General features: G+C 66.0%; 14 protein-coding genes. 9 read left to right on the forward strand and 5 right to left on the reverse strand.

Annotation, left to right across the window (positions count from 1 at the left end; genetic code table 11):
• Positions 1-224: 224 nt before the first annotated feature.
• The 4 genes from NMI01S_RS05685 to dnaA all read right to left on the reverse strand — a co-directional run bounded on the left by NMI01S_RS05685 (position 225) and on the right by dnaA (position 6361).
• A complete protein-coding gene (locus NMI01S_RS05685; RefSeq protein ID WP_062994939.1) occupies positions 225-797 on the reverse strand; it encodes a DUF721 family protein in 573 nt (190 codons plus the stop codon).
• 111 nt (positions 798-908) lie between these two features.
• Positions 909-2144: a DNA replication/repair protein RecF gene (gene recF, locus NMI01S_RS05690; protein WP_062994940.1), complete on the reverse strand. Its 1236-nt coding sequence runs from the start codon at positions 2142-2144 to the stop codon at positions 909-911.
• A gap of 167 nt (positions 2145-2311) precedes the next feature.
• Complete coding sequence (gene dnaN, locus NMI01S_RS05695) at positions 2312-3481, reverse strand: DNA polymerase III subunit beta (protein WP_062994941.1); 1170 nt, start codon at positions 3479-3481, stop codon at positions 2312-2314.
• A gap of 831 nt (positions 3482-4312) precedes the next feature.
• Positions 4313-6361 carry a chromosomal replication initiator protein DnaA gene (dnaA, locus tag NMI01S_RS05700; protein ID WP_062994942.1) on the reverse strand — a complete coding sequence of 683 codons (2049 nt, stop codon included), beginning with the start codon at positions 6359-6361 and terminating at the stop codon, positions 4313-4315.
• Positions 6362-6930: 569 nt separating this feature from the next.
• Between dnaA and rpmH the strand changes: the two genes are divergently transcribed.
• From rpmH to NMI01S_RS05740, 9 genes are all read left to right on the forward strand, one after another.
• A complete protein-coding gene (rpmH, locus tag NMI01S_RS33920) occupies positions 6931-7074 on the forward strand; it encodes a 50S ribosomal protein L34 (protein WP_006550910.1) in 144 nt (47 codons plus the stop codon).
• 85 nt (positions 7075-7159) lie between these two features.
• Positions 7160-7600: a ribonuclease P protein component gene (rnpA, locus tag NMI01S_RS05705; protein WP_084512483.1), complete on the forward strand. Its 441-nt coding sequence runs from the start codon at positions 7160-7162 to the stop codon at positions 7598-7600.
• Positions 7597-7962 (forward strand): membrane protein insertion efficiency factor YidD, encoded by a 366-nt coding sequence (gene yidD / locus NMI01S_RS05710; protein WP_062994943.1) that lies wholly within the window; start codon positions 7597-7599, stop codon positions 7960-7962. The genes rnpA and yidD overlap by 4 nt, the downstream gene beginning before the upstream one ends.
• Before the next feature lie 4 nt (positions 7963-7966).
• Positions 7967-9121 carry a membrane protein insertase YidC gene (gene yidC / locus NMI01S_RS05715; RefSeq protein ID WP_062994944.1) on the forward strand — a complete coding sequence of 385 codons (1155 nt, stop codon included), beginning with the start codon at positions 7967-7969 and terminating at the stop codon, positions 9119-9121.
• Positions 9122-9164: 43 nt separating this feature from the next.
• Complete coding sequence (locus tag NMI01S_RS05720) at positions 9165-9737, forward strand: Jag family protein (protein WP_210743953.1); 573 nt, start codon at positions 9165-9167, stop codon at positions 9735-9737.
• Between the two features lie 115 nt (positions 9738-9852).
• Complete coding sequence (gene rsmG / locus NMI01S_RS05725; protein ID WP_084512486.1) at positions 9853-10599, forward strand: 16S rRNA (guanine(527)-N(7))-methyltransferase RsmG; 747 nt, start codon at positions 9853-9855, stop codon at positions 10597-10599.
• Positions 10600-10905: 306 nt separating this feature from the next.
• Positions 10906-11907 carry a ParA family protein gene (locus tag NMI01S_RS05730; RefSeq protein WP_245716741.1) on the forward strand — a complete coding sequence of 334 codons (1002 nt, stop codon included), beginning with the start codon at positions 10906-10908 and terminating at the stop codon, positions 11905-11907.
• 4 nt (positions 11908-11911) lie between these two features.
• Positions 11912-12913, forward strand: coding sequence for a ParB/RepB/Spo0J family partition protein (locus NMI01S_RS05735; RefSeq protein WP_062994945.1), 1002 nt, complete (start codon positions 11912-11914; stop codon positions 12911-12913).
• Positions 12914-13105: 192 nt separating this feature from the next.
• Entirely contained in the window at positions 13106-13846 is a 741-nt protein-coding gene (locus tag NMI01S_RS05740) for a hypothetical protein (RefSeq protein ID WP_062994946.1), read from the forward strand.
• Between the two features lie 62 nt (positions 13847-13908).
• On the opposite strand, the gene NMI01S_RS05745 is transcribed toward NMI01S_RS05740, so the two are convergent.
• The gene (locus NMI01S_RS05745; RefSeq protein ID WP_062994947.1) at positions 13909-15105 is read right to left on the reverse strand and encodes an N-acetylmuramoyl-L-alanine amidase; all 1197 of its coding nucleotides are present in this window, start codon (positions 15103-15105) and stop codon (positions 13909-13911) included.
• Between the last annotated feature and the right edge of the window lie 62 nt (positions 15106-15167).

Consider the following 15167-nt stretch of genomic DNA (forward strand, 5'->3'; position numbering starts at 1 on the left):
CATCCTACTGGTACCCCCGGCACAGGATGCACCTATGACACCCCTGAGAGCGTCGTGAGTGCGTGAAATCGGTCGCCACCGGGTCCGGTTATAGGCGAACCCGCTCCCGCGAGCCTCAGCGGAAAGCGACGGCCACTCGGATCCCGCGCCGGAAAGTTACGCCGATGTGGTTTCGCGCGGGACGAATCTCCGCACCGGTTCCACGTGAAACTCCCGGGCCCGGCTCAGCCGTAGGTGTCGCGGGGACCGCGTCCCTTGATGTGCCGCTCGCCCTTGCGCCAGCTCGGCGCGGCGGGACCGCTGATCTTCAGCGAGGTGACCACGCCGTGACCGACCGCGGCATTGATCTTCGCCAATATCTGCGACTGCAGCATTCGCAACTGCGTGGCCCAGGCGGTGGATTCGGCCTGGATACTCAGCACGCCGTCGGTGAGCGATACCGGGTCGGCATGTGCCGCGATATCGTCTCCGACCACGGCCGACCACCGGCCGAAAACCATTCCCTCGGCGACCTTTCCCGACCATCCACGACTCTTGGCCAGCGATCCGGCCACCGCGGAGAGCAGTTGCGGATCGCGGTCGTCGGGCCGCGCACCGGACCAGCCGGAGCGCCTTCGTAATGCTCGTACCCCGCCCTTCCGAGGTGAGGCTCGCCCCTGGCCGACCGCCTTACCGCTGGCGCGGGCCGCGGCGCGAGCCTCCTCCAGGGCACGCCGTGCCAGGTCCACACCGCGCAGTTCCGGTTCGGGGCCGGGGGACGGCGGGGAGCCGTCTTCGCGCCCGGGTTCTGCGGCCACCTTCGACTCCCTTCCCCTCCGATCACTGCATTGCGGCAAGGCTAGCCGCTGGGTCCGACAACTCGCGCCCCGTGCGCACGGGCCGCTTCGCCACAGGTGCGCCGACCGGCGTCACCCGATGTGCCCGCCTTCGGCCGGCTCGTCCGCGAGGGGCACGTCCGCGAGTTCCGGCGGTTCGACGATGCGCGAGGTGCGCCCGTCCGCGACGCCGTCGGTCTCGACCCGGACCGGATTCGCCTCGAGTTCCGGCGGCACGTCCTCGGGCACCGCGGCCGTGATCAGCACCTGCTCGGCGCCCGCGGCCACCGCCGCCAACGCCGTGCGACGGCGGCGATCCAATTCCGCGAACACGTCGTCGAGCAGCAGGACCGGATCGGTGCCCGCGCTGCGCAGCAGTTCGAAGGCGCCCAGCCGCAGGGCCAAGGCGAACGACCACGATTCCCCGTGGCTGGCAAAGCCTTTCGCGGGCGCCGAACCGAGCATCAGATCCAGATCGTCGCGATGCGGGCCGACCAGGCAGACGCCGCGCTCGAGTTCCTTGCCGCGCGCGGAAGCCAACTCGCTCAACATATTCGCCTCCAGCGCCTCGACATCTCCGGGCTGTGGAGAACGCTGTGGATCCAGGAAGTCCTCGGGCAGCGCGGAACTGCGGTAGCGGATGGCGGCGGTCCGCGATTCCGGTGCGATGGACCGGTAGGCCTGCTCGAGATATGGGTGCAGTTCGTGCACCAGGCGTAGCCGCTGGGCCAGCAGTTCCGCACCGTGCGCGGCCAGATGTCCGTCCCAGACGTCGAGGGTGCTCAGTTCGGCCGGCGCGCCGGAGCGCGAACGAGCCTGCCGCCCAGCCGTTTTCAACAGCGCCGAGCGCTGCCGCAGCACGCGGTCGTAGTCCGAACGGACCGCGGCCAGGCGCGGCAGCCGGGCGGTGGCCAGTTCGTCCAGGAAACGGCGGCGTTCGGAGGGGTCGCCGCGGACCAGCGCCAGATCCTCCGGCGCGAACAACACGGTCTGCAGGATGCCGAGTATCTCGCGGGTGCGGCGCACCGGCGACCGATTGATCTGCGCGCGATTGGCGGAGCCCTGATTCAACTCCACATCGATGCGCAGTTCGCGGCCACCGTTGACGACGGTCGCGCCGATCCGAGATCGCTGCTGCCCCAACCTGATCAGCGGCCCGTCACCGGCAACCCGGTGGGAACCGAGTGTGGACAGATATCCGACGGCCTCGACGAGATTGGTTTTACCGTTGCCGTTCGACCCCAGGAAAACGGTTCTGCCTGTGGGTAATTCGAGGTCGGCGTGCTCCCAGGAGCGGAAATCACGCAGTGTGAGCGCCCGGATGTGCATAGCTGAACCCGCCGTCACCAGGCACTTTGTGACGGACGGGTCGAAATGCACACGCGCCCGGGGTTTTTCACAGGTTTATCAACATCTCCACAGGTCGGAGTGAACGAGTGCCGCCTCGCCGGTCGTATCGGGGCCGGCGAGGCGGGGAACATCGGGAACCGAATCGATCAGCCGGGCAAACGAACCGGCATCAACAGGTAGATGTAGTTGCTCGACAACGCCGCGAACGCGCCGGAGTCCGACAGTTCCGGCTCGTCGTCGGTGGTCGGGCACATCACCGCCGGGCGGCTGGGAGTGGTGAAACCGAAGGTCACCCGGTCCGAATGCAGCGCCGACAGACCGTCGTTGAGGTAGCCGGGGTTGAACGCGATGGTCAGCGGTTCGCCGCGGAACTCGGCCTCCAGCCATTCCTCGGCGCGACCGGCGTCGTCACCGCCGGCGGAGAGCTGCAGGCCCTGATCGGAGAACTCGAGCCGCACCTGGGCGCCACGCTCGGCCACCAGGGCTACGCGCTTGATGGCCTCGATCAGCGCGCTCACCTGGAGAGTCGCGATCGAAGTGTGCTCCTTGGGGAGCAATTGGCGGAACTTGGGGAATTCCGCGTCGAGCAGCCGGGTGGTGGTCCGGCGGCCGCCGTTGACGATCCCCAGTAGTCCGTCGGTTCCGGTGCCGAAGGCCAGCTGGACGGGCGCATCGGAGGCGCCGAGCGTCTTCGCCGATTCCGACAGCGTGCGCGCCGGGACCAGGACCGCGGTCTCCACATCCGAGCGACCGGGCTGCCACTCCAGATGCCGCACCGCGAGGCGGAAGCGGTCGGTGGCCGCCAGAACCACCCGGGAGCCCTCGATTTCCACACGGATACCGGTGAGCATCGGCAAGGTGTCGTCGCGACCGGCGGCGACCGCCACCTGGCCCACGGCCTCGGAGAACAGATCCACACCCAGTTCGCCGGTCTGCGGGGGCAGCTCGGGCAATTGGGGATAGTCCTCGACCGGCATGGTCGGCAGCGAGAACTTGGCGCTGCCACAGGCGATCAGCACGCGGGTGCCGTCGACCGAGACGTCGACCGGCTTGTTGGACAGTGCCTTGGTGATGTCGGCCAGCAGGCGGCCGGAGACCAGCACCTGTCCCGGGCCTGCCACCTCGGCGGCGACGCGCATCTGCGCGGAGACCTCGTAGTCGAATCCGGAGACCGTGAGGCCGTCCTCGTCGGCCACCAGCAGCACACCGCCCAGGACGGGCACGGGCGGGCGAGACGGCAGGCTACGGGCCACCCAGGCGACGGATTCCGCGAAATCCTCGCGAGCGACCCGAAACTTCATACTTGCAAGCTCCATCGCTCGGTATGTCCTCTCCCAGTCTCGATCGGTCGTGATCTGTTCGACGCCGTGGTGAGCAGCGTGGTTCATACAACAGCGTGGTTCGCGCGGCAATGCGGTCGGAACGGCTCGTCCGTACGCACCGCAGTGTGGCACAGGCGACCGACATCAAACCGTACCCGCGCAAGCGGGCGATGACTACGTCACCCCCTCGCCCGGTGCGTCGTCGCCGGAAGGCCCGATCCGTTCCGCTCCCTGCTTCGTTCGGATGTGGAGTGCCACGAATCGATCCGTCGGTCCCCGAGCCGAGTTTCCACACACCCTGTTTTCAAGAAGAAATCTAAAGAAGAAGAACTGAAGTAGTAGTAGGCACTGTGGATTCTGTGGACGCGGGCCGTTCGCCCAGTTCAGAAGGCGTGGCGGCGTGGGGATGTCCGACGGGTGACTCGAGGATGAACAGTGAGCCGCTGTGGAGGCCGGAAAACTGTTCAACCTCCATCCTCGAGCCATCCTCGAGTTCTTCCATGACTCGAGGCCTGTTGTACACACGTGTGTGCCGATCGGTGCACTACCGGGGGATTCCTCGAGGACCTGACAGGGAGTCCTCGAGGAATCCACATGCCGATTCGGCTGTCTTCGCAGTTCGGACCCCGTGGACCGATTCGCCTGTGAGAACTGTGGACCGGGGGCTGTGAGCGAATGCGTGCACAGGTTCACCCGTCGACTGTGCGCAACCTCGAGGACAAACCTGGGATTCCTCGAGGACTCCACAAGGACTCCTCGAGGAATCCACAACACGAAAAAGCCGATCCACCCAGGTCAACCGGGTGGATCGGCTTGTGTACGGATTCAGCGTGAGCGCTGTTTGATTCGGGCTGTGAGTTCTTGAACCTGGTCGTAGACCCGCCGGCGCTCGGTCATCTCCTTGCGCACCTTCTTCTCCGCGTACATGACCGTCGTGTGGTCGCGACCGAAGGCCTGGCCGATCTTCGGCAGGGAAAGGTCGGTCAGTTCCCGGCACAGGTACATCGCGATCTGGCGAGCCTGAGCCAACGGCCGGGCCTTACCCGGACCGGTCAGTTCCTCCAGCGTGGTGTTGAAGTACTCCGCGGTCACGGCCATGATCGTCGACGCCGTGATCTCGATGGTCGTGGTGTCGGGCATCAGATCGCGCAGCACGACCTCGGCCAGCGACAGATCCAGCGGCTGGCCGTTGAGAGAGGCGAAGGCTGTCACACGGATCAGCGCGCCCTCGAGTTCGCGGATATTGCGCTCGACCCGGCTTGCGATCAGCTCCAGCACGTCGTGCGGCACATCGAGCCGATCCATCCGCGCCTTCTTGCGCAGAATCGCGATCCGGGTCTCCAGCTCGGGCGGCTGCACATCGGTGATCAGACCCCATTCGAACCGGGTGCGCAGGCGTTCCTCCAGCGTCGCCAGCTGCTTCGGCGGGCGATCGGAGGACACCACGATCTGCTTGTTCGCGTTGTGCAGGGTGTTGAAGGTGTGGAAGAACTCCTCCTGGATACCTTCCTTACCCTCGATGAACTGGATGTCGTCCACCAGCAGGATGTCGGTCTCGCGGTAGCGGCGTTTGAACGCCACCTTCCGGTCGTCGCGCAGGCTGTTGATGAAGTCGTTGGTGAATTCCTCGGTCGAGACGTATTTGACGCGCATCCCGGGAAACAGCCGCTGGGCATAATGCCCGGCCGCGTGCAGCAGATGCGTCTTTCCCAGACCGGATGCCCCCCAGACGAACAGCGGGTTGTACGCGCGGGCCGGCGCCTCGGCGATCGCCACCGCCGCCGCGTGCGCGAACCGGTTCGAGGCGCCGATGACGAAGGTCTCGAAGGTGTACTTCGCGTTCAAACTGGCCGACGACGTCGCGGGGGCCGGCGCCGGCGGTTCCGGCGACTTCGCGAAGTACGTCGGCCAGGAATTGCGCGCGCTCACCACCGGTTCGTCGGCGTCCTCGGCCACGCCCGGGCGCTGGCCGACCTCCGGTTCCGGCGCGAACAGCGATTCCTGTCCGGGATGTCCACCCGCCCGGGGCAGCTCCTGGTCGTGACGCAGTGGCTCGGGCTCCCGGCGCAGCGCCTCCTGTGGATGGTGCAGTTCGTGGTCGCGGCGCAGTGAGTCCGGTTCCCGCCGCAGCGAATCCGGACCGTGCAGTCCGTCCCGGCCGGGCAGGATGTCGGCGTCCCGGCGCAGGGCGTCGGTTTCGCGCCGGAGTGAGTCCGGATCGTGGCGGAAGGCGTCGGGCTCCCGGCGCAGATCGTCGGGATCGCGACGCAGGCTGTCCGGATGCCGGACCAGCGCATCGTCGTGCAGATGTGCTTCCGAATCTCGGCGCAGCGGCGAGGACGGCCCGAGGCTGTCCGGCAATTCCCCGGCCATCGGCGCGGACGGATACTCACCCTGGGGATAGGCGGTCCGGGCCTGGTAGTCGGCTGGGGAAAGATAGCGTGGGGTGGGGAAATCGTCGGCGTCGGGATACTGCGGCGGCGCCGGGAACCCGACCGGTTCGCGGGGCTTGTCGCGCATCCGCTCGGGGCGTGAGGTGAGGCGAGCATGGCGGGCGCCGGCGCCGGGACGGTCCGGCGGCGGGTTCGCCGGCGCGGCGATCCGGACGCCGAGACCCTCCACCTGCGGGCCCAGCCGGCGGGCCAGCGACCGCAGGATCGGTTCGCGCAGATCGCGTTCGATGGCCTCCTGGGCCAGGGAAGAAGGCACCGAGAGCAGGGCAAAGCCTTGTGCGACCGTGAGCGGCTTGACCAGGCCGAGCCACGCCTTCTGGGCGTTGGTCACCGGCGGGATGGCTCCGTCGGTGGAGCCGGCGGTGAGCTCGGCGACCACTTCGGGCCAGACCGCGGTCAACACGTTCTGCTCGTCGTCCACGTAGTATTTCCTCCCCGGAGCAACTCGACAGGAGCTCCAACGGTCGGCGACCACTGACATGCCTGGCCGTCAGCCATACGAATATGCCACTCCAGGGGTCTTTCCACACAATTATCCACAGATGTGGAGAACTGGGATGATACGTGGCTCGCTGCAACAACCCCCCGGTCAGCGCCTGGACCTGCGCTTCTGCAGCTATCTTCTAGCTATGAATCGTAGTGGGTCTACGGTTGCTGTGACAAGGGTGGTTCACGAGTGCGCCGTCCACACGGCGCGTCGCGGCAGCGCGGTGAGTCGCAGGGGTGAACGGCTATCGCCGGGCCCGGATTCAGTGGCGGGCGTCTCATGAGGGACCCCGAGTTTGACCCTCTCCTGGCTGATCAGTACCCTCGTACAGTCACCCGTTGACGCGGTGTTGGCTGCCTGCTGCCCGGTCGAATCACCGACCCAGCGGGACCACCACGCAATGGGCGTTGTGCCGATGAAGACCAGTTTCATCGCGACCACATACGTTTCACCGAACAACTTCGGGCGCCGCCTGGCGCCCACCAACTCGAGGAGTGTTGACCGTGGCCAAGGGCAAGCGGACGTTCCAGCCGAACAACCGTCGTCGTGCGCGGGTCCACGGCTTCCGCCTCCGGATGCGCACCCGTGCCGGGCGCGCGATCGTGTCGGCGCGCCGTCGCAAGGGCCGCGCTTCTCTGACGGCCTGATCGCACGGCATCGGCATCGCCGCCATGCCTGACTCGTCGATCGTCTCGCTGCCTCCGTTCACCCGTTACGTGCTCGGACACTCGGGTGTTGCCTGAGCCGTACCGGCTGCATCATCGTGCCGACTTCTCCCGGACGGTGCGACGTGGCCGACGAGTCGGGAGACGGGACATCGTCGTGCATGTGGTGGTGCCGTCGGCGTCGGCGGATTTCAGATCCGACGATGCCGGGAGGTCCGACGATGCGGCGGCGCGATCGCTCGCACGCTTCGGTGGTCCTCGTTTCGGATTGATCGTCAGCAAGGCGGTGGGCACCGCGGTGGTACGACACCGCGTCGCCCGCCGCCTGCGTCATATCTGTGCCGGGGTCGTCGCCGATCTTCCGGCGGAGGCCGATGTCGTGATCCGCGCCCTCCCCGGCGCCGCGACCGCGCCGGCGGCGGAGCTGGATCAGCAATTGCGTTCCGCGCTGCGGAAAATGTCCTTCGATCTCACCGCCGCGCGGGTGGCTTCGAGTGATGCGTCATGAACCGCCTGCGCGTGGTGACGCGGCTTCCGGCGAATCTCGTGATCTTTCTGATCGAGCTGTACCGGACGTACGTCTCCCCCACCCGCATGCCGGTGTGCCGATTCACCCCGACCTGTAGTGAGTACGCGGTGACGGCTCTGCGTACCCGCGGGCTGTTCGTCGGTCTCGGATTGACGGCCGTGCGTCTGGCCAAATGTGCGCCCTGGCACCCTGGTGGGTGGGACCCGGTTCCGGAACGGAAACGGGCTGCTGCCGAAGCGGCTCACGAGACGAGCCGGGCCCACGACGAGGCGGCTGAACACAAGTCTTGTAAAGGGTCGCCGCGCGCGGTGACCGGCGACACGACCGACGGGAGTGCATAGAGCCGTGCTCGACTTCATCTATTATCCGGTGTCCTGGATCCTTTGGTTCTGGCACCGGATCTTCGGGTTCGTTTTCGGACTCGGAGATTTCGACAAGGGCGCCAGCAACGGGTTCGCCTGGGCGCTGGCAGTGGTGTTCCTGGTGTTCACCCTGCGCTTGGTGCTGTACAAGCCCTTCGTCAAACAGGTGCGCACCACGCGGCAGATGCAGGAACTGCAGCCGCAGATCAAGGAACTGCAGCGCAAGTACAAGAACGACCGCCAGAAGATGGCCGTCGAGATGCAGAAGCTGCAGAAGGAACACGGCTTCAACCCGCTGATGGGCTGTCTGCCGGTGCTGGCTCAAGTGCCGGTGTTCATCGGTCTGTACCACGTGCTGCGGTCGTTCAACCGCACCGGTAGTGGTATCGGCCAGCTGCACATGACGCCCGAGCAGAACGCGATGACGCCGAACTACGTGTTCAGCGCGCACGATGTGCAGTCGTTCCTGAGCGCCCGTATCTTCGGTGCGCCGATCTCCGCCGCGATCACCTCCCCCAAGGCGACCCTGGACGCGTACGCGGATTACGGCGGCATCCCGCACGTGTGGAATATGGTCGTCGTCGCGGTTCCGCTGATGATCGTCGCCGGCCTCGCGACCCACTTCAACGCCCGCGCCTCGGTGGCGCGCCAGAGTGCGGAGGCGGCGGCGAATCCGCAAGCCGCGCTGATGAACAAGTTGGCGCTGTGGGTCTTCCCGCTCGGTGTCGTCGTCGGTGGCCCCTTCCTGCCCATCGCGATCCTGCTCTACTGGGTCGCCAACAACATCTGGACCTACGGGCAGCAGCATCTGGTCTTCGGGCGCATCGACAAGGAAGAGCAGCAGAAGAAGGAAGAGGCGATCGAGCGGAAGGCGCAGAACGCGCCGAAGCCCGGCGCCAAGCCGACCGCGAAGAAGAAATCCGGCGCCGCCGAGACGTCGGCCGCCGACGCGGACAAGCCCGCGGCCGCGACCAACGGCACCGCCGCCTCGACGACTTCGGACTCCACGAGTTCGAGTTCTTCGGCCAAGGCCGGTTCGGCCTCCGGCAAGTCGGGCTCGTCGGGTAAGTCACCCGGGCCGGGTAATCGCAAGCGATCCGGCAACAGAGGTCGAGCGAATCAGAAGCGACGTCGCTAGCGGATCCGATACGACGGATGATTCAGATTGAAGGAAACGACATATGACTGTTGAGACCGATGGAGGGGACGCCACTGTGGCCCTCGGTGTGCAGGATGATGCGGCGGCGGTGGACGACCGCGACGAGGCGACCGAACCGGACCCGACTGATGCCGAAGAGGCGTTGATCGAAGAAGGTGAGATCGCGGGCGACTATCTGGAACAGCTGCTGGACGTCCTCGACTTCGACGGCGATATCGATCTGGATGTCGAGGGCGACCGTGCGGTCGTGAGCATCGACGGCGGGCGGGATCTGTCGAAGCTCGTCGGTCGGCGCGGTGAGGTTCTGGACGCGCTGCAGGAGTTGACCCGGCTGGCCGTGCAGCAGGCGACCGGTGTGCGCAGCCGCCTGATGCTCGATGTCGCCGGGTGGCGGGCGAAGCGCCGCGAGGAGCTGAGCGCGCTCGGAACCGATGCGGCGCGGCGCGTGGCGGAATCGGGTAAGCCCGAATCGCTGGCGGCGATGACTCCGTTCGAGCGCAAGATCGTTCACGACGCCGTGGCGGCCGTGGACGGTGTAGCGAGCGAGAGTGAAGGTGTCGAGCCCAACCGGCACGTGGTCGTGATCCCGGCCTGAGAATGTCGAATGGGTAAGGTAGGGCCCCCGGTTCATCGGACCGGGGGCCCTACTCTTTGTGTTGAGTGACCTCTTTGTGTTTAGTGGCGTTGATGGATTTCGACGGTCCGGAAGGATGTTTCACGTGGAACGAGGCGCGGGTGCGACACCTCAGCACTCCCCCGGCGGTGACTCCGTCGATCTGACGCCGCCCGCAGTGGCGGCCGAGGTATTCGGCGATCGCCTTCCGCTGGCCGAGCAGTACTGCGCCGCGCTGGCGACCGCGGGCGTCGAACGCGGTCTGATCGGACCGCGAGAGGTGCCGCGACTCTGGGATCGCCACATCCTCAACTGCGCCGTGCTGGGCGAGTTGATTCCCCTCGGAGCCTCCGTTGTCGATATCGGTAGCGGCGCCGGACTTCCCGGAATTCCGCTCGGTATCGCGCGGCCGGATCTGCGCATCACACTCGTCGAGCCGTTGCTGCGGCGCACCAAGTTCCTGGCGGAGTTCGTCGAATCGGCGGGACTCGAGATCACCGTGGTCCGCGGTCGTGCCGAACAGCCGGACGTCCGGAAGGAGGCGGGCGGCGCGGATTACGTGACTTCTCGTGCGGTCGCTCCGCTCGGGAAATTGGCGAAATGGTCCCTGCCGCTGATTCACGAGCACGGCCATATGTTGGCGCTCAAGGGATCCAGCGTCGCCGAGGAGCTCGAGCGCGATCGGGTGGAACTGGCGCGGGCCGGCGCCGGCCACGCGAGGATCCTCGAATGCGGCGTCGGCATCGTGACACCACCGACCGTGGTGCTCAGTGTGGAGCGTGTCCCGCGCGCGGAGAAGCGGGCGAACAAGGAAGCGAATCGACGCGCCCGGCGCGCACAGTAACTTTCGTTGTTTCATGTGAAACAACGCCCGCGAAGCCGCATGTGACGCTCGCGGCGAGTCATTCCGCGCGTGTCGCATAGTGATTGCCGCGGTTCAACTTCCGTATTCTGGCCGGTGCTGGCAAGCTAGTTGTCGTCGAGCGTGAGCGCGCGGTTTCGCGGTTCCCGGCAGCTCCGCGTTCTGCTTGTTCGAGCCATGCGGCGCCGGTGCTGCCTGGGCACGTGTCTGAAGTTCTCGGGGTTAGGAGCCTGTATGTCGAACCGTCCGGCGAATGTTTCACGGGAAACAACGTCCCGGGTGCCCGGAATGCTGGACAGCGGCGGCCTCGAGGGAGATGAATTCGCCAAGACCGCATTCGGAAATATCTCCGCCGCCGAAACCCCTATCGCGGCCGAGGCGCATCGCGCCAGCCAGGTCCTGCACCCGGGCTCGCTCAACCTTCCCAAGCCACGCGAGCAACGCATCATCACCATCGCCAATCAGAAGGGCGGCGTCGGCAAGACGACGACAGCCGTGAATCTCGCTGCCGCACTGGCGCTGCAGGGAATGACGGTGCTCGTCATCGATCTCGACCCTCAGGGCAACGCCAGCACCGCGCTCGGCGTCGAGCATCACTCCGGTGTGCCGTCGAGCTACGAGTTGCTGATCGGTGAGATCTCGGTGCAGGACGCGATCCAGCGCAGTCCGCACAACGAACGCCTGCTGTGCATTCCGGCGACGATCGATCTCGCGGGCGCCGAAATCGAATTGGTCTCCATGGTCGCCCGTGAGGGCCGATTGAAAGCCGCCATCCAAGAGGCCAACCTGGCGGGCTACGAGATCGACTACGTCATGATCGACTGCCCGCCTTCTCTCGGCCTGCTGACCGTCAACGCGATGGTGGCGGCCAAGGAAGTGATGATCCCGATCCAGTGTGAGTACTACGCGCTGGAGGGCGTCGGGCAGCTGCTGCGCAATATCGGTCTGGTGCAGGCACATCTGAATCCGGAGCTGCACGTCTCGACCGTCGTTCTCACCATGTACGACGGCCGGACCAAACTCGCCGACCAGGTGGCCGAAGAGGTTCGCGGCCACTTCGGTGACGCGGTGCTGCGCTCGGTGATTCCGCGCAGCGTCAAGGTTTCCGAGGCGCCGGGCTACGGCATGACCGTGCTCGATTACGATCCTGGTTCCCGTGGCGCGATGAGCTATCTCGACGCGGGGCGGGAGATCGCGGCCCGCTCGGCCGTCGTCCAGAGCCGAGCGACGCCGGGCCAAGAAGGCGCTGCGGTCGGTACGGCTGGTGCAGCACAGGAAAGGGGTCGGTAGGCCGATGAGTCAGGCGAAGAAGGGTGGCTTGGGGCGCGGGCTGGCCGCGTTGATTCCGACCGGTCCTGCCGATGTGCAGGGACTCGGAAGTGCGGCAGCCAATGCGGTGATCGGACTCGATCCGATTGGCCCGCATCCCGCGTCGGCCTATCTGCATCGTGTTCCCGATGCAGCCGAGGAGTCGAGCGCCGGAGCGGTATATCGGGAGATTCGGCCGGATCAGATCGAGCGCAATCCGAAGCAGCCGCGGCAGGTCTTCGAAGAGGATGCGCTCGCCGAACTCGTCCATTCGGTGCGGGAATTCGGCCTCATGCAGCCGATCGTGGTGCGGGTGCTGGAGTCCTCCCCCGCTCCGCGCTATCAGCTGGTGATGGGTGAACGGCGATGGCGAGCCTGCCAGGAAGCCGGCCTGGAGACCATCCCGGCGATCGTGCGCGAGACCACCGACGACGCCATGCTGCGCGATGCGCTGCTGGAGAACATCCACCGGGTGCAGCTGAATCCGCTCGAAGAGGCGGCGGCCTATCAGCAGCTGCTGGAGGAATTCGGCGTCACCCACGAGGAACTGGCGAACCGAATCGGCCGATCCCGACCGGTCGTCACGAATATGATTCGCCTGTTGAAGTTGCCGATTCCGGTGCAGCGACGAGTCGCGGCCGGCGTGCTCTCCGCCGGACATGCTCGCGCCCTGCTCGGGTTGGAAGCGGGCGCCGAGGCGCAGGAGCGGTTGGCCGAACGTATCGTCGCCGAGGGGTTGTCGGTTCGTGCGACCGAGGAGGCCGTCACTCTCGCGAACCGCTACCCCGAAGACGAAGTGAAGCCGACGCCCAAGCGGAGGCAGATTTACGCACCGGGGTTGGACAAGGTCGCCGAGCGATTGGCCAATTCGTTCGACACCAGGGTGACGGTGAGTATGGGCAAGAAGAAGGGCAAGATCGTTGTCGAGTTCGGTTCGGTCGACGATCTGGAGCGCATTGTCGGGCTGATGGAGCAACAACAGCTCTGACGAGACAGACCCCTGGGGTTCGGCGAGAAACGTCACTGTGACACCGCTGTTTTTCGCGCCGATCCGAATGTGCCGCGATCGATAAGGGATGGGAAATGAGGCGTTCGCTTTGATCGCATATTCTTGCTGGCGAGAAGATGTTGATGCGGCGTGAGCATAGATGAATCGGAAAGCTGGAGGCTGAGCAGAGCGGTGTCGACCAGCGTGACCGCACTAACCCTCGGCGGACTGGACAAACTTCCGGCACATGCGCGGCGATGCGTGTTCTGGGAGATCGACCCGGCCGTGGCGGCAGATTCCCGAGAATTCAGCGACCCCGTCTTCGAAAAAGAGGCGTGGTTGTCGACGGTGATGCTCGAATGGGGATCCTGCGGGCAGATCGCTGTGGTCGACGGTCAGCCGGCCGGGTGTGCGCTGTATTCGCCGCCCAGTGTGGTTCCGCGCGCGGCATTGTTCCCCACCTCCCCCGTGAGCCCGGACGCGGTCCTACTGACCACGCTGCGGTCCGAACCACCGCACAATGACGGAGATATTGCCCATCGGCTGATTCAGGCCGTCGTCGGCGATCTGATGCGCCGAGGTGTGCGGGCGATCGAAGCCTTCGGGATTCGCACCGATCCGGCCGCGACCGCGCTGCCGGCCCGCGGAGTGCGGTCCATGTTCTTCATGGAGCGCATCGACTCGCCGGGCCACGGTATCGCCTCCGCCCCGCGGCAGAAGGCCAACGACGCCTGCTCCCCCGAAAGCTGCATGATCGATGCGGACTTCCTCGAGGACGTCGGATTCTCGGTGGTGGCACAACATCACCGATTCCCGCGCCTGCGGCTGGAACTCGACAGCGATCATCTGTGGAAGGAAGACGTCGAGCGCGCTCTGGACCAGCTGCTGGCCGCCGCCGCCATGCAGGACCAGCCGAGCGTTCCCTGCCACTGACAGGAAAAGGAAGGCGCCCCCGGAATCGAATTCCGGGGGCGCCTTCCTGTGCTATTCGGGACCTACATCCGGTCGGCCGCGGCCAATTCCTCGGCCAACAGCTCGGCGAAGGTATAAGTGCCGGTGGGCTGATCGTCCTGGCCGAGCAGATACAGCCGCTTGACCGAGATCAGAATGGCCTCCGCGATCACATCGCGCATCCGGGGATTGGTCAATACCGAGGCGTCGTAATCATTTGTCAGGTATCCGATATCGACCTGGACGGTCGGCATCTTCGTCAGTCGCAGCAGGTCCCAGGTGCGGGCGTGGGTGCGGCAGTCCTGCAACGAGGTTCGCGCCACGATCTCGCGCTGGATGAACCCCGCCAGCACCTGGCCGATCATCGACACCGAACCGTGCGAATTCCCGAAGTGGAAACTGGCCACGCCGCCCGCGGACGAACTGAGATTCGCCGCACAGCGCAGCGAGATCATCAGATCCGCGTCGAAGGTGTTCGAGGTCTCGGCGCGTTCGGCGTCGGTCGGGTTGGCGCCCCACGGGCGGGACAGGAACGTCTCCATGCCGGTTGCGGCCATCCGACCCTCCAGGCGGCTCGCCAGATCCCAGAGGATCTCCGACTCGTACACGTCGCCGAATTCCGTCGGAACGGCCAAACCCTTGTCCTCGCCGCCCATCCCGGGGTCGATGACGATGCGTTTCCCCGTCAGCTGCGGGCCGGCCCGGTGAACGACCTCCTCCTCGGCGATGCGATGCGGATTGCCGCCGGTGACCCGCGCGCCGAGCAGTTCCAGCGAACGCAGAGTGTCCGGACCACAGATGCCGTCGGCGGACAGGCCGATCTCACGCTGGAAGGCGGTGAGCGCATCGTGGGTGTGCGGCCCGAAATAGCCGTCGATGCGATGGACGTAGAAGCCCAGATCCTGCAGGCGGCGTTGCAGAGTGGCGACGTCGTCGCCGTACAGCGGTGCCGAGAGTTGATAGATCAGGGTGCGAGCGCCGAGGCGATAGGAGGCTTCCTTCAGCGCGCGATATGTGGCGGGCCCGACGACGCCGTCGACCAACAGGCCGCGCTGCTGCTGGAAAGCGCGTACGGCCGAATCGACTTCACGATCGAAGACGGCGTCGGAGTCCTTCCAGTACTCCCCCTGTCCACCGGACCGGTCGGTCCCGTGCGGGTGTGGATGGAATCCGAGACTTGCCAGGGTGCTCCGGACCTCAGCGACGGCTGGACCAGTATCGCCGTGACGAAGTCGGTGCATGCGTGAGAGCCCTTTCCTTCCGCCAACCCGGGTACCCACTTATGCGATGGCACACACCCTCG

The sequence above is a fragment of the Nocardia mikamii NBRC 108933 genome, assembly GCF_001613505.1.
In the GTDB taxonomy this organism is placed as follows: domain Bacteria; phylum Actinomycetota; class Actinomycetes; order Mycobacteriales; family Mycobacteriaceae; genus Nocardia; species Nocardia mikamii.

Excerpts from the sequence above, each read along its gene's own strand:
- NMI01S_RS05720 (WP_210743953.1), top strand. The coding sequence starts at position 9,165 with ATGACTGTTGAGACCGATGGAGGGGACGCCACTGTGGCCCTCGGTGTG.
- yidD (WP_062994943.1), top strand. The coding sequence starts at position 7,597 with ATGAACCGCCTGCGCGTGGTGACGCGGCTTCCGGCGAATCTCGTGATC.
- recF (WP_062994940.1), bottom strand. The coding sequence starts at position 2,144 with ATGCACATCCGGGCGCTCACACTGCGTGATTTCCGCTCCTGGGAGCAC.
- NMI01S_RS05735 (WP_062994945.1), top strand. The coding sequence starts at position 11,912 with ATGAGTCAGGCGAAGAAGGGTGGCTTGGGGCGCGGGCTGGCCGCGTTG.
- rsmG (WP_084512486.1), top strand. The coding sequence starts at position 9,853 with ATGTTTCACGTGGAACGAGGCGCGGGTGCGACACCTCAGCACTCCCCC.
- NMI01S_RS05730 (WP_245716741.1), top strand. The coding sequence starts at position 10,906 with ATGCTGGACAGCGGCGGCCTCGAGGGAGATGAATTCGCCAAGACCGCA.
- dnaN (WP_062994941.1), bottom strand. The coding sequence starts at position 3,481 with ATGGAGCTTGCAAGTATGAAGTTTCGGGTCGCTCGCGAGGATTTCGCG.
- NMI01S_RS05745 (WP_062994947.1), bottom strand. The coding sequence starts at position 15,105 with ATGCACCGACTTCGTCACGGCGATACTGGTCCAGCCGTCGCTGAGGTC.